The following is a 15052-nucleotide window of genomic DNA, read 5'->3' on the forward strand; positions in this document are numbered from 1 at the left end:
TCCCAGTGCCAACGGTGGAGCGCATTGTCACAGGGAAGTGCTGGTCAGCTGGTGGCCAAGAGGAATTGGCTTCGCCAAACTAAGAGATTTTTCAACGCTTCCCCACGAGACGGCTTCGCCTTGGAGAAGCTCAGGCAACCCTCTTTTGAGCCCTATTGTGTCTCCTTTGTCCAGTTGGTAGTCAACTGATTTAATTGAACTTTTTAATTGCTAGTTTATGGTATTTTAATGTGAATTGGCATATACTTATACAAACAGTTTGATATTACACATGCTTGGGGGCACGTATCATGATTAAACCAATTTCTGTCACAGTTCGATATTCAGAAAGCAAATCCTTTGAAATTGATAAAACCTATTCCGTCGCTGAGTTCGAAACCATCGCATATAAAGTAGCTGCTTCAGAGCGCCTTGGTGGCGCAAAAACCGATATCTTGATTGGCTTTGATAATGGCCACTCATTTGAGGATCACCTTTGTGTTGGTCGCTCGGATGACCATGACAAGGGCATCGAAAAGCGAATCAAAGAGCTGAAAAAAATGCTCATTGCGCAGCAAGAGCGTTTATCGTCCGAAGAAAAAATGCAATACGGCTTTATCGAAAATATTGATTTGTCTTCGATTGATAATGCGGACAACCACAATGAATTTCGTGCTGCTGTGGAAGAAGATGAAAAACGCAAAATTGCAGAAGAGAAAGCCGCCTATGCGAGGAAAGAGGCCGCGAGGGCGAAGCGACGCCAAGAGGCGGAAGAGTTCAAAAAATCGCTGAACATACCTGAAGATGCGAAAGGGGTGATCGTCGCTTACTTTACGTCGATGTCTGACCATTCAGACCCTTACAGCGATTATTATGAGTCTCAAACAGACCGCGTGATTGTATTAGCGTGGTCTAAGCATACCCGCAATCTGTTCCCTGAAATGCGCAAAGCAGCTAAAAACCACGAAGATACTAAGCACCTCGCAGATAAAGAAACGTCAACTGAGCACAGAGAGAACTATAGCATGGGTGCTGGCAATTATCTTACCGAAACAGATTACATCCGTTTTGGCCTGAAGATTAAGAAAATCTCGTTTTACACTTCAAACACACGCGATGAAAAAGCGTGTCGCGTTCCTTTCGGTGAGATGGCCATCCCAAACTACAAGCCTCTAGGTGTTGAACCAGTTACCGAGCAACAGGCAGACGTTGAGACAACAGAGCAGCTCCAATATGCCGTGAAGCCCGTCGAGCAGATGCAGCACAGCAAAAAGGGCCATACGATACACGTTGTCAATCTTGAACAGCGATTAGACCGTGAGGGCTTTGGCCGAGTGCATGGCATTGCCAAGTGTTACAATGGCCACTACTCCAAATATAACCGCGACGATGCGATCCCAGGGTTTCATTTCAAATCTATAGATGATGCTAAGGCGTTTATTGCTGCTATCGGCGGACAATTCAAAGAAGCGACGATTACACCACCTACACCGAGCCTTTCAAAAGAGACTCAGGATAATCAACCCTCGCAATCTGACGAACAACCGAAAGCACATGAAAAAACCAGCACAATGCAAGCTATGATGGACAGAAAAGAAGCGCAAGACGCCACCCTTAAACGCTGGGCTGAAGCGGCGCTTAATGTTGTGTTTACAAACACTGAAACCCCTGAAGAGCCGCAAGAGCTGACCGGAGCAGCATTGTTAAAGTTTACGAACCTGTTTTTAATGGACGAGGTAAAAATGGTCGATGGTGTTGGGGTCGTGCGTTACAGAAGTGCGGTGTTTAACGTCTATTTTGCATCGAACATGAGCGCAACCGTGCACTAAAAGGAATAAGACCATGATGATCGCCACTTTCTTTAATGAAGACGGTAACCACGTTAATCGAGACTCGATAGAGCTGGATCCTTGCTTAGAGAAAAGCATTGAAGCTGCGGAACGTATGTTTTCAAATAACAAAATTATGCTGCTGACCAAGGGGAACCACTTTGCGAGTTTTTCCGTAGTGATGGACGTCACTCGTTATCGTAAGGACGATAAAAAAAAGGAAAAGCCGATCATCAGTAAAGTGAACGCTCGATTAATCATTAGTCACCCTGTATAGGGTGACAACTCTCCATTATCAGGCCATTGCATTTCCTAAGCATACCGAGGCCCACCCTCCCATGCTTTACCTTCGCGACCTCTACAGTTCGTGCCTCACTAAGAGGTATGGTGCTCGTACCTCGCCAAATGAAGCCAATGGGGTGCAAAGCCTTGCGCCAACCAAAAAGACGGTTGTCACGGGCTTAGCAGAGCTTCCCATTGGAAAAGAATTTGTTAGCTCAAGGCTGTTTGACCACCAGCCGCATTCCCAGTGCCAACGGTGAAGCGCATTGTCACAGGGAAGTGCAGAACAGCTGGTGGCCAAGAGGTTGAGCGGCTTCGCCTTCGCTTAAGAGCTTTTCAACGCTTTTCCCGAGACGGCTTCGCCTTGGGAAAGCTAAGAGCGGCCCTCTTTCGAGCCCGATTTTGTCGCTTTTGTCCGCGAGAATGCAAGAGATATATTTAACTATATTGGGTGCTAATATATGGTATTAATTCTGCGTTTTGCTATACTTAAAACAGTTGGGAAACAGTGGGTTACCAACAAAACGAGGCTTGGGGGCCATTATGAACTTAGAGAATTGTAAACAGATTGGGCAACGCGCAATGAGTGTGCTTAAACGCCGCAATCACCTGAAAGACATCGATAAGTTGGAAGACTTGTTTCGAGACCATGGGTGCATAGAGCGAACTATCAGACAAGCACACCTTGTCCTCGATATGCTCGACGTTGACCCAAAACTGAAGTTTCAGGCAAAAATGGGTGCAATGAAAGAGCTTCCAGTGAGCCTGGGGTCGATTTCAAAAAGCGAGTCGCGCAAGAGCTTCATCCTGAACATTGCCAATGAGTTAACCGATAGCTACCAGAGTGGAAATGGTCACTTGAAAACCACAAAAATGAAATTCACAACGCTATTGTTTCAAGCCATCCAACTGAAGCTCGTTAGCTTAAAAGAGAGCCATGAAATCCTAAAACGTTGCATCAGCGCTAAGCCAAGCACTTATCCAGTTACTACGGCAGCCGCAGAACTGCCGTTTCGACTCAAGGGTGGCATGCAGCTACACAGTCAATTACTTGCGAGCAGTAAGCGTTAATCTATCCACCGGGCTAAGGTGACTTAGCCCACTTTTGCTTGGGGGCAAAATCATGAAGACATTAGAAAATTGGCTTGAATGCGTGCATCAAGTCTCGATCGAAGATTGTGAAGGAATCAAGGCGACAGGTATCCATGATCTGCATAAAAAGCTCGACGTGCACTATTACGACGATGAAGGGAATTACGAAGAGTCGATTCCCAAAACGCTCGACCAGTTGCTTGAACTTATTAACGAGGACACGCCAGATGGGTGGCGCGACTATGGCCGCTTTGATTGGCTTGAAGGTTGGAATTACATGGATGACACAATGAGACGCATCCACCCATCAGTCAGCGCAACCCATTTTATGAACCTCTTTGCGCACACGCCAGATTTTCAAAAAGTGCTACGAGCCATCAAGATTGATGATCTTGAGTCCATCATCGCAATGGTTAATCAATACAACCCAGCGCATCAGTTTTCAATCGAACTGTTTGATGGTGTTGCCAACAGTGATAATCAGAATCAGTTTGTCGCCGACATCAAACGCATTGTATTCATGCCTGACGGAGTGACGGGTACCTACAGCGTGAGCTATAGACCAGAAAGTATTTCCTACATTGCTCTTCTGGCTATGGATATCAGCTCGGATTTTATGTGCACCAAGTCAGGTGGACCTAACTTATCGTTCAACTTTGATGACGTTAATAAGCTTATCAATTTCCTAGAAACAGGGGTGAACGCATTCGAACAAAAGGGGGCTCTTCATGCTCTATAAAGACTCTCTCAAGCTCAAGCCAAACGCTGACAGCTTTGAAGGCAATACCATTGATTCTGTGTGCATCGCACAGCACAGCACAGCACCGGCATTAACATTGTGCTTGGCAAGTCCAATGGCTTGTTTGGGTCAAAGACCCTTCACCATGCCCACATCTTAACGTTGAGCGAAGAGGGGAATGCTTTGGCTGAATGGGTTCAAAACAATATCATTGATGCAGAGCGCATTCCTTACTTTCAATGTTCAGAGATGGAAAACCAGCACAGTGTCTACGTGAGAGCGGCCCATTACCAAGTTCAAGGGATCAGTGAGAGTGGGTCTGTTGTGACGATGCACACCAAAACGCGCCAGAGCGCAGAACGCTTGCGTGATTATCTGCTTGCCAATGTGTGGCACAGCTTCCTTGACAAGGTCAAGTGTACTCGGTGCACCGTGACGCCTCTTTAACCCGTCCTCTTTTCGCCATTGGTGTCTACTTTTGTAGGCACCACCCCTAACTCTCCCTTATCAGGCCATTGCATTTCCTACGCACGCCGAGGCCCACCCCTGCCCACGATTACCTTTGCTCGCTCTAACGCTCGTGCCTCACGTAGAGCTGATGTGCTCGTACCTCGCAATAATGAAGCCAATAGGGCAAACCCCCGCGCCAAGCAAAAAGACGCTTGTCACGCGGCTGTGCAGTGCCCCTATTGGAAGAGAATTTGTTAGCTCAAGGCTGTTTGTCCACCAGCAGCATTCCCGGTGCCAATGTACACGAGTAATAAAGTCGCATACTCACAGGTATCTAACTTATTGATTTTGTATTGATGAACAGCGCCTCAGAAAACAAAGTATCATACTGAAATGAGCACCACGACTAAAATGGAGCTGAAACTGAGTAATAAAGTTTCATACTGTTAGAGGTGATGTTTGGGTAATTCCTGTCTCATTTATGCCCCATTATTAGCTAGTCTCATTAGATAACTCCCCTCAGCAAATACACATAATTATTCAATATAGTAAGTTCACCCGATCCCCATTTCTAGTTAGCTATTTTAGCTAATTTTGCTAAAATCTCTCGCAAATAGTATGAATAGTGTTGGGTACATTATGAACAAAGTGATTAGAGAGAAAATCAAGCAAGCACTCTCCTCAGCTCCACGGAACGGTTTTATGGCTGAATTGCACTTACAGTCGATTAAATATGCTGATGAATTGGGCAACATCACAGCGAGAGAGTTTTGTGAAGAATTGGGTCTGAAGCCGAGCTATGGAACAGAGTTCAGCAAGATGAGAAACCTAACGACTCGCCTAAAAGCTGCTGGTCTTGTTACGGAGAAAATCTAATCGCTATGCTCATTGATAATGTAACAACGAAAGTTTCTGATACGCTATCTGATACGATTCAACTGAATGATAAGCTCTCTGTATTAACGGGACTTTTCTCTATCTATGCTTTTGACCATTTGAAAGAGTCTTTGAGCAAAGTCGATTCAGCTCGAATTCTCTTCTCACAAGCAAAAGGCTTTGACTCGCTAGGTGTGGCATCACCATTCGGATCGCTCAATGGTTCAGAGTTAGAAAATAAGTTTAGAAATCAGTTAAATCAAAAAGCGATTGCGAAAGAATTTGCTCTTTGGTTGGAAGAGAAAGCTTCGGTTCGATTGGTGCAACAAGCAGGTGCAGTTCACCAACACATCACACACGTTTCGTCAGCTTCGGATTCAATAGCTATAAATGGTGCTCAGTTCAACGGTCAAGGCATTGGTCTAACTGAGACAAATGGCTTTGATATGATAAGCCTTGCTAACTCTGACCAAGCGAAAGAGCTACTTGGATTCTTTAACCGAGTATGGAGCAGCAAAGGACAAGTAGTTGATGCTAAAGAGCAATTAAAATCCGAACTATCAAAGCTTACCGCAGATAATACACCTCAGTTCATCTACTTCATCACGTTATATAATATTTTTAAAGACTTTGTAGGCGATCTACAAGAAGAGAGTATCTTAAAAACCAAAACGGGTTTTAAAGATACAATCGTTTGGAACAAACTGTATAAGTTTCAACGTGATGGTGTACTTGGTGCAATCGACAAGCTAGAGCATTTTAACGGCTGTATCATTGCTGATAGTGTCGGTTTAGGTAAGACGTTTGAAGCTCTAGCTGTAATCAAATACTACGAACTTCGTAATGACAAGGTTCTTGTGCTTTGTCCTAAAAAGCTACGTGATAACTGGCTTATTTATACTCAGAACGATAAACGTAATTTATTAGCAAATGATCGTTTCAACTATGATGTGTTGAATCACACTGATATGAGCCGAAACAGCGGATTTTCAGGTGATATCAATCTAGAGACTATCAATTGGGGCAACTATGACCTCGTTGTGATCGATGAGTCACACAACTTCCGCAACAACAATCCAAAGAAAGATGGACGTAACCGCTACCAACGCCTACTAGAAGATATTATTCAAGCAGGGGTTAAAACGAAGGTATTGATGCTTTCTGCTACACCCGTAAATAACCGTTTGAACGATATGAAAAACCAAGTCGCATTCATTACAGAAGCGAATGACCAAGCGTTAATCGATCACGGTATTAACAGCATCGAAAGTACGTTAAGACAAGCTCAATCACGCTTTTCTCGTTGGGCTGAACAAGATCCAGATGTACGAACTTCTAAAGACCTTTTGGACTCGATGAACTTCGATTATTTTAAACTACTGGATATTTATACAATAGCTCGTTCTCGTAAGCATATCGAGAAGTATTATGGTACAGAAGATATTGGTAAGTTCCCGACACGACTCTTACCAATTAACTTAAAATCATCAATCGACCTACAAGATCAGTTTCCACCATTGGAAGAAGTGAACAAGACCATTCGTAGGCTTTCTCTGGCGTTTTACTCACCAATGAAATACGTGCGAATGGATAAGAAAGCCGAATACGCTAGACGTTATGACCAAGAGGTTAAGGGCGGTAAGAGTGTATTCAAGCAAGTGGATCGTGAAGAGAGTCTGATCCATCTTATTCGTATTAACTTACTTAAACGAATGGAAAGTTCTATTCACTCGTTTGCTCTTACGTCAGAAAAGGTTTTGGCTCAAGTCGAAGGATTACTATCAAAAATTCATAACTTTAACGCCAATATCAAACCAATTTTGACAAGTGATCTAACAGAAGAGTTTGTTGCGCCACCGATTGAAGAGATTGATGATCTTGAGTTTGAATCACCAGAGCTTGCACCTTACCTAATTGGCAATAAAACAAAAGTAAGGATTCAAGACTTAGACCTAGTGAGGTTTGCTCAAGACCTCGAAGCAGACAGAGTTTTTCTCCAAGAAATTGTTAGAGTTTCGAAAAGCATTGACGCAGTACGAGATGCGAAGCTAGATATGCTAAAACAGGCTTATCTTGATAAGTGCCAAAACCCGTTTAATGGTAATAACAAGAAAGTGATTATCTTTACGGCTTTCGCTGATACAGCAGAATATCTATACAAGAATTTGTCTGATTGGGCTTCAAAGCAATTGGGGCTGCATTCAGCTCTTATTACAGGGCAACGAACGGATACGACCTTACGTGGTACTGATGGTAAGAAGTTCAAAACTGACCTGAACAGTTTGCTGACTCATTTCTCCCCACGCTCTAAAGAGCGAGATAAGGTCTATCCTGATTTTAAAGAAGAAGTAGACATTCTCATTGCTACTGACTGTATCTCAGAAGGCCAAAACCTACAGGATTGTGATTATCTTATTAACTACGATATTCACTGGAATCCCGTTCGTATCATTCAACGATTCGGACGAATAGACCGTTTAGGTTCAACCAACGATACCATTCAACTTGTTAACTTCTGGCCCAATATGGAGCTAGACGAATATATCAACCTTGAAGCAAGAGTCAGTGGGCGTATGGTACTGCTCGATATTTCAGCTACGGGTGAAGAAAACGTCATAGAGCAAGATCCGAAAGTTAACAAAGGAATGAACGATTTAGAGTACCGAAGAAAACAGCTTGAACAACTGCAAAATGCTGTTGTGGATCTTGAAGAAATATCAGGTGGGGTTTCTATAACCGATCTTACACTGAATGATTTCAGAATGGACTTATCAAGCTTCTTAAGTGACAAGTCAAAAAGTAATACCGAAACCTTAGAACAAACACCTTACGGTTTGTTTTCCCCTGTCATTATCAGTAAAGATTCATTTGAATCAGAATCAAGTCAATTTTCAGGTTTGAAAGACGAAATTCAATCAGGGGTGATTTTCTGCTTGAAAGACATTAAAGGCAAAGTACAGGTAGAAGAGAGCTATTCACTTGCGCCTTATTACCTCGTTTATGTATCTGACGAAGAGGAAGTATTACTTTCATTCAGTCAGTCAAAACAGATACTCGATCTATGCAAGAAACTAGGCTCTGAGTTCAAAGATATTGAACATTCTTCTCAAGCATATCAGGTGTTTGAGAAGAGAACTCAAAAGGGAATGAAGATGAACTATTACCAGAATCTTCTTAGCAAAGCGGTAGAGAACATTGCAGGAAAGAGTGAAGAAATTGGTGCAACAAGTCTATTTAGCCGTGGTGGTACTGTTCTATCAGCTTCTAGCTCTCAAAACGTGAATGATTTTGAAGTAGTTAGTTATATGGTCATTCTGTAGAGGCGTACCAATGAGTAATGTTATTGATTTTGACTCAATTGATACAAATAGCGAAGACCTGTTTGACGTTGTATATGAACATTTAGCTTTGCCTGATTCAACGTATCTTGGTACTCGAATCACCAAAAAGATGATCCTAGAGAACAACGATTTATCATCAAGCGACAAAAAGTTGGTCAATGAAGTTGTTCAATCAGTAGAGTGGGTTAACACGCTTAAGCGTGAGACGTTGAACATTCCTACGTATGTTACTGAAATGGTTGAGTACACCGAGGTAGCGGTACTCAAAGTCACTTTAAAAGCTGACGATTCAAATCTTGGTAAGTTAAAGCTTTCTCTAATCAATAAGGTGGCGAAGCTATTTCATACCTTAATCCCTTATCCCGTTATATTAATGATTGAGCTAGATGGACAGTTAGCGATCAGTCTAGCGGATAAGCGAATCAATCAGTCTGATAGTTCAAAACTGGTTATTGAACATTACTACAATAGCCAATGGTTTTCAGTTGTCAGCTTGAAGCGCAATGAAAAAGAGTTCTTGAACGACTTTACGCTCAAAAATGTATCAAGCGTTAACTATTACGAGCTGTATCAGGATTTCATCTCAATGTTACTCGCATTAGAGGCGAGTTACATTTCAGGCTCATATTCAACCAAAAGCAGCCGAATCAGCAACGTAGCAAAAAGTGAATTTGGTTCATCACAAGAGGAAAATGTAGATCACTCTGATGATTCCATTTCACACGAAACGTTTAATGAGATGAGTAATGAAGAAAAATCTCATCTCTTGAAAGAGTTAGCTTCTCTTGAGGCTGAGTTGACCAATATTAGAAACAAGTTAAAGAAAGAGGTGCAAATGAATGAGAAAATGCGCCTTAACGTACAAGCAAGAAAAGTTAAACAAGCGATTTCAGCAATCACTTCTCAGTTGGCATAAGAAGAGCTGATTCGCATAAGATTGAAGAAAATTTCAGGTGGAAGAGCAGATTAGCATCATCCCCAACTGTAAATAGGTAATTATCATAATGAGTGAAATGGAAAAAATCACGGGCAGTAGTCCAGAAGCAAAAAGCTTAGACATTACTAACCAAAACATCGACCAACTAAAACAGCTTTTCCCTGATGTGTTTTCTGAGGGCAAAATCGACTTTGAAGCACTAAGAGCAGTGTTAGGAGAAGAGATTGACGATTCAGAAGAACGCTACAACTTTACTTGGAATGGTAAAACTAAAGCTCGACAAATCGCTCAAACTCCATCTACAGGTACGCTTCGTCCTTGCAAAGATGAAAGTGTCAATTGGGATACGACCGAGAACTTGTTCATTGAGGGTGACAACCTTGAGGTATTGAAGCTACTTCAAAAGTCTTACCACAAAAAAGTTAAAATGATCTATATCGACCCGCCATACAACACGGGTAAAGACTTTGTATATAAAGATAATTTTCACGATAACATCAAAAATTATTTAGAAATCTCAGGTCAAGTTGACTCTTCTGGAAATAAGATTAGTACAAATTCAGATGCATCAGGACGGTATCACTCATCGTGGTTAAATATGATTTACCCTCGGTTAAAACTAGCTCGAAATCTGCTAAGAGATGATGGAGTGATTTTTATAAGTATTGATGATAATGAGCTAGCAAACTTATTAGAAGTTTGCGATGAGATTTTTGGTTCAGATAACCGAAGAGGGATAGTTTCACGTCCAACAGGGACTCCTAGTGGTCAAGGTTACGATATACTTGTAAATGAAATTGATTATGTTTTGGTTTACTCAAAGTCTTCATTTGCAGCTTTGAAAGGTCTTCCTTTTTCGGCTGAAGATGAAAAAATCTACGATCAACAAGATGAGTATGGGAAATTCTTGACTAGAACTTTGAGAAAAACAGGGGGAGAAGATCGTAAGGAAGATCGACCTACAATGCACTATGGTATCCAAGATCCTGATGGAAATACTGTTTATCCAGTAGGGCCTACTGGGTATGAAAGTAGATGGCGTTGTGGTGAAGATTCATATTTCCAACTAATTTCGGAAAATAGAATCCAATGGAAAAAATCTAGTAACGGTGAATGGAAACCTTATCAGAAGTTCTATCTCGAAGGCCGATTGAAGCAAGCATCGAATCTTTGGTCAGGAATTGAAGGTAATAAAAAAGCATCTTTAACCATTAAAGAACTTTTTGATGGTAAAGCTTTCGATACTCCAAAACCAGTTGGTTTAATCAATAGATGTATACAAATAGCTACTTCACCTCAAGATATTGTGCTTGATTTTTTTGCAGGCTCGGCAACGACAGCACACGCTACAATGGTTTCAAATATAAATGATAATGGTAAAAGGAAGTTTATAATGGTTCAGCTTCCAGAGCCTTGTACTGAAAAATCTGAGGCTTTTCGTGCTGGTTTTAAAACAATTTCAGAAGTAAGTATTGCACGAATAAAAAAAGCCGCTGCTAAATTGGCACAAGATAACCCAGATAATGATGTTGACCTAGGTGTAAAAGTAATGACTCTGGATACAACAAATATCAAACCTTGGGACGCTGATTTTGAAAACTTAGAGCAAGTGCTTCAACAAGCCACTAAGTCAATCAAAGACGGGCGTTCAAGTGAAGATGTATTGTATGAGATTTTCCTAAAATACGGATATGACCTAACTACACCAGTTGAAACCGAAGTTGTTAGCGGAAAGAACGTGTTTGTTGTTGGTGCAGGTGCATTATTTGTTTGTTTAGATGATGAAATTACGACCGACACTGTTGAAGGAATCGCCAAGCTTAAAGAAGAATACGACCCTGAAACGACACAAGTAGTATTCAAAGATGAAGGTTTTGCAGATGATCGAGTTAAGACTAATGCTATCCAAATCTTGAAACAAGCAGCTATTGATGATGTTAAGAGCATTTAAGGGATAAATTATGTCTGAAATGAAGATAAAGTTTAACCCTGACTTAGCTCACCAAAATGATGCGATTAACACAGTTGTTGGTGTATTTGAGGGACAGGAAACATTTCAATCGAACTTTTCTGTTTCACAAAATGCGTTGAGCAATGAGCAGTTAGGATTATTTGCAAAGAACAATGATATTGGTGTGGCTAATGCTCTTAGCTTATTGCCAGAAGAGCTTTACGAAAACACACGAAACGTTCAGCTCATTAATGGTTTACCGCAAACTGAAACGTCAAAACAAGCATTACCTAGTCTTGATTTTACTATCGAGATGGAAACAGGTACGGGTAAAACATACGTGTACCTGAGAAGTGCTTTTGAGCTAAATCAACGATATGGACTTACTAAGTTCATCATCGTTGTACCGTCTGTCGCAATCAAAGAGGGTGTTTATAAATCCCTTCAAATGACAGAAGAGCATTTCAGAAAAGAGTACAAGAACGTTCAGTATGATTACTTTGTCTATGATTCATCGAAGCGTGAGCAAGTCAGAAACTTTGCTACGAATGATTATATACAAATAATGGTTATCAACATTGATGCTTTCAGTAAGTCTTTCACTGATCCAGAAAAAGAAACGAAAGCTAACCTGATTCACCGTACTGATGATCGACTGAACGGTATGAAACCTATTGAGTTTATTCAGGCAACCAATCCAGTTGTTTTGATTGATGAACCTCAGTCGGTAGCATCTACAGTAAATCGAAAAAAGGCAATTGAAAGCTTGAACCCACTGTGTACTTTCCGCTACTCAGCGACTCTCACAGAAAGCTTTAATATGCTGTATAAACTGGACTCAATTGACGCTTATGAGCGTAAATTGGTAAAACAGATTGAAGTTGCTTCACTAGAAGTTCAAGACAACCACAACCAAGCGTATATCAAGCTGATTAGTGTTGACAATAAAAAATCACCTATCACAGCAAAGGTTGAGATTGATGCACAAACTAAAACGGGTAAGTTGCAACCACGTAAGAGTATCACTGTTAAGAGTGGTACTGACTTATTTGAAGTGGCTGGTGGACGTTCAGTTTATGAAGGTTATGTGATCAATGATATTTATTGTGAAGAAGGCAATGAATACATCGACTTCACTAGCCGTGATGACATCATTGAGCTTGGACAGTCAATTGGTGAAGTTGACCTAGACACTTATAAGCGTTTACAGATCTCTAAAACGGTAGAAGAGCACCTTGAAAAAGAACTCAAATTTTTCAAGAAAGTAACTACTGGTGTTGATCCTATGGATTATTCAAAAGTGATGAGCCAGAAAGGGATCAAAGTTCTAAGTTTGTTCTTTATCGACAAAGTAGCGAACTATCGAGGTTATACCAAAGAGGGCATACCTACACAGGGTAAGTTTGCTCAGTGGTTTGAAGAAGAGTTTACGCAGCAACTAAGAAAGCCAAAATACCGTCTTCTTTACCCTTCTATATGGAATAAAGATAGTTCTGGTAAGTCTGTTTTGAACGAACAAGCCCTAAAAGAACTCGCAAGCTCTGTCCACAACGGCTACTTTGCTCAAGACAAGAAGAAAGATGCTTCTGGTAATCCTCAATTTGCAGAATCAAAACTTTCAGCAAAAGGTGAAGGTGGTAAAACTGCTGCTGATGAGTCTGCATATAACCTTATTATGAAAGACAAAGAGAAACTGCTTTCTATTGATGAAAAGCTACGATTTATCTTTAGTCACTCTGCTCTAAAAGAAGGTTGGGATAACCCTAACGTATTCCAGATCTGTACGTTAAACGAAACCAATTCAGTGATGAAAAAACGTCAAGAGATTGGTCGTGGTTTGCGCCTTGCTGTAGATCAGTCTGGTGAGCGTGTGCCTTACGGTTTTGAGGTGAATACTCTTACTGTAATGGCGAACGAATCATACGAACAGTTTGTAACTGAACTTCAAAAAGAGATTGAGAAAGAAGAAGGTATCAAGTTTGGTGCAGTTGAAAAGCACCAATTTGCGAATATCGTTGTCTCTGATGAACTCGATAAGAAAGAGTTCCTTGGAGCTAAAAAATCAGAAGAAATCTACCAACATCTTGCTGATAAAGGTTATATCGACAAGAAAGGTAAGATTCAGGATTCTCTAAAACTCGATCTGGCTGAAAACTCTGTAAGTCTTCCTGAAAGTGTTAAAGAACATACTGATGCAATTTTAGCTACTTTAACTAAAGTTTCTAAAGGTTTGAGTATCAAAAAACACGAAGAGAAGAAGACAGCATCACTGCGTGAGGATAACGGTAAACAAGTTGTACTAGGAGATGATTTTAAAGCTCTTTGGGATCGCATTAAGTACAAAACAACTTATCGTGTAGATTTTAGTGTTGGCGAATTGGTTGATAAATGTATCAATGAGATTCGAGCGTCAGTTGCCGTAGCAAGTGCTAAGTTTGAATACAAAAAGGTCAAAGTAGCAGTAACGGAAGCAGAGCTTGAAACTTTTGATGAAGAGTCAAAAATTCAATATTACCGAAATAGAAATTTCCAATTGCCTGATGTAGTGACGTACTTAGAATCTCATACGAATCTAACACGTAAGACAGTCGTTCAAATCCTACTAGGGCTAGGGGATAAGCTTGAAGCATTCAAAAATAATCCTCAAAGATTTATTGAGCTTGCAGGTGAAGTAATCCGTAAACAAATGCGTCTTGCAATTGTTGATGGAATCTCTTATCACCGCATTGGTGATGAAGATTACTATGCACAAGAGCTGTTCCAAGAAGAGGAGCTCACGGGCTATCTTAAGAATATGGTCGAAGCGAACAAGTCAGTTTACGACTATATCATTTGTGACTCTGATACTGAGTTTGAATTTGCTGAAAAACTTGAAACATCATCTGATGTAAAGTTGTATGCGAAATTACCTGGGTGGTTCAAGATCGATACGCCTCTAGGCAGTTACAACCCCGATTGGGCGGTTCTAATTGACAAAGAAGATGGTATGGGTGATCAGCTTTACTTTGTGGTAGAAACTAAATCTAGTATCTTCTCTGATGATTTGAGAGCGTCTGAACAAGCCAAAATCAATTGCGGTATCGCCCACTTTGAAGCATTGTCGAAAGATATAGATGGTAATGCTATTGCTAATCCAGCTAAGTTTGTTAAGGCAGATTCTTATAATACTTTTTCAACTTATCTAGAAGAGTAACGTACAAGCCTGCCAAAGAGGTTGTCACTGGCTGACAATCTCTTACTTTCTTCAATTAGATAAAAATATTGAATAAAAAATCACTTTAAGCGCATATAAAATAGCAAGTTAGAGTATGTAGTCTAAGCAATAATTGTCCAGAAATGAGCTACGTGTACAGGTCATAGACCAAAAACTAAAGGCAGCTAGATCAAATTTCGCTGCCTTTTGAGTATGATATTTTATCCCCTAGTATTACACTTTAATACTCAGTATGAGACTCTATTACTCTTGCACAGCCAATGATGGAGCGCATTGTCACAGGGAAGTGCAGAATCTCTGGTGGCCAAGAGGAATTGGCTTCGCCAAGCAGGAGCTTTTCAACGCTTCCCACGAGACGGCTT

The 15052-nt window shown here is 40.9% G+C and carries 10 protein-coding genes; all 10 read left to right on the top strand.

Going from position 1 to position 15052, the window contains the following annotated elements; all coding sequences use genetic code 11:
• Positions 1–290: 290 nt before the first annotated feature.
• The 10 genes from OCT63_RS17215 (at position 291) to OCT63_RS17260 (ending at position 14669) form a co-directional block, all read left to right on the top strand.
• Complete coding sequence (locus OCT63_RS17215) at positions 291–1808, top strand: LPD25 domain-containing protein (RefSeq protein ID WP_269984150.1); 1518 nt, start codon at positions 291–293, stop codon at positions 1806–1808.
• 13 nt (positions 1809–1821) lie between these two features.
• Positions 1822–2085, top strand: a complete 264-nt coding sequence (locus tag OCT63_RS17220) for a hypothetical protein (RefSeq protein WP_269984151.1) — start codon at positions 1822–1824, stop codon at positions 2083–2085.
• Positions 2086–2633: 548 nt separating this feature from the next.
• On the top strand, positions 2634–3161 hold the full coding sequence (locus OCT63_RS17225) for a hypothetical protein (protein ID WP_269984152.1): 528 nt from the start codon (positions 2634–2636) through the stop codon (positions 3159–3161).
• 52 nt (positions 3162–3213) lie between these two features.
• Positions 3214–3921: a hypothetical protein gene (locus OCT63_RS17230; RefSeq protein WP_269984153.1), complete on the top strand. Its 708-nt coding sequence runs from the start codon at positions 3214–3216 to the stop codon at positions 3919–3921.
• 60 nt (positions 3922–3981) lie between these two features.
• The gene (locus tag OCT63_RS17235) at positions 3982–4368 is read left to right on the top strand and encodes a hypothetical protein (RefSeq protein ID WP_269984154.1); all 387 of its coding nucleotides are present in this window, start codon (positions 3982–3984) and stop codon (positions 4366–4368) included.
• Positions 4369–5010: 642 nt separating this feature from the next.
• Entirely contained in the window at positions 5011–5247 is a 237-nt protein-coding gene (locus tag OCT63_RS17240; RefSeq protein WP_050878465.1) for an HTH-like domain-containing protein, read from the top strand.
• 5 nt (positions 5248–5252) lie between these two features.
• The gene (locus OCT63_RS17245; RefSeq protein ID WP_269984155.1) at positions 5253–8567 is read left to right on the top strand and encodes a helicase-related protein; all 3315 of its coding nucleotides are present in this window, start codon (positions 5253–5255) and stop codon (positions 8565–8567) included.
• Between the two features lie 10 nt (positions 8568–8577).
• Positions 8578–9504, top strand: a complete 927-nt coding sequence (locus OCT63_RS17250) for a DUF4391 domain-containing protein (RefSeq protein ID WP_269984156.1) — start codon at positions 8578–8580, stop codon at positions 9502–9504.
• Between the two features lie 88 nt (positions 9505–9592).
• The gene (locus OCT63_RS17255; protein WP_269984157.1) at positions 9593–11476 is read left to right on the top strand and encodes a site-specific DNA-methyltransferase; all 1884 of its coding nucleotides are present in this window, start codon (positions 9593–9595) and stop codon (positions 11474–11476) included.
• A 10-nt stretch (positions 11477–11486) separates the two neighbouring features.
• Positions 11487–14669, top strand: coding sequence for a type III restriction-modification system endonuclease (locus OCT63_RS17260; RefSeq protein WP_269984158.1), 3183 nt, complete (start codon positions 11487–11489; stop codon positions 14667–14669).
• The last annotated feature ends 383 nt before the right edge of the window (positions 14670–15052 follow it).

The organism is Vibrio sp. RW (assembly GCF_027587105.1).
GTDB lineage: Bacteria > Pseudomonadota > Gammaproteobacteria > Enterobacterales > Vibrionaceae > Vibrio > Vibrio toranzoniae.

Coding starts and splice junctions, on each gene's coding strand:
- OCT63_RS17245 (WP_269984155.1), top strand. CDS start 5,253: ATGCTCATTGATAATGTAACAACGAAAGTTTCTGATACGCTATCTGAT.
- OCT63_RS17225 (WP_269984152.1), top strand. CDS start 2,634: ATGAACTTAGAGAATTGTAAACAGATTGGGCAACGCGCAATGAGTGTG.
- OCT63_RS17220 (WP_269984151.1), top strand. CDS start 1,822: ATGATGATCGCCACTTTCTTTAATGAAGACGGTAACCACGTTAATCGA.
- OCT63_RS17255 (WP_269984157.1), top strand. CDS start 9,593: ATGAGTGAAATGGAAAAAATCACGGGCAGTAGTCCAGAAGCAAAAAGC.
- OCT63_RS17250 (WP_269984156.1), top strand. CDS start 8,578: ATGAGTAATGTTATTGATTTTGACTCAATTGATACAAATAGCGAAGAC.
- OCT63_RS17260 (WP_269984158.1), top strand. CDS start 11,487: ATGTCTGAAATGAAGATAAAGTTTAACCCTGACTTAGCTCACCAAAAT.
- OCT63_RS17240 (WP_050878465.1), top strand. CDS start 5,011: ATGAACAAAGTGATTAGAGAGAAAATCAAGCAAGCACTCTCCTCAGCT.
- OCT63_RS17230 (WP_269984153.1), top strand. CDS start 3,214: ATGAAGACATTAGAAAATTGGCTTGAATGCGTGCATCAAGTCTCGATC.
- OCT63_RS17215 (WP_269984150.1), top strand. CDS start 291: ATGATTAAACCAATTTCTGTCACAGTTCGATATTCAGAAAGCAAATCC.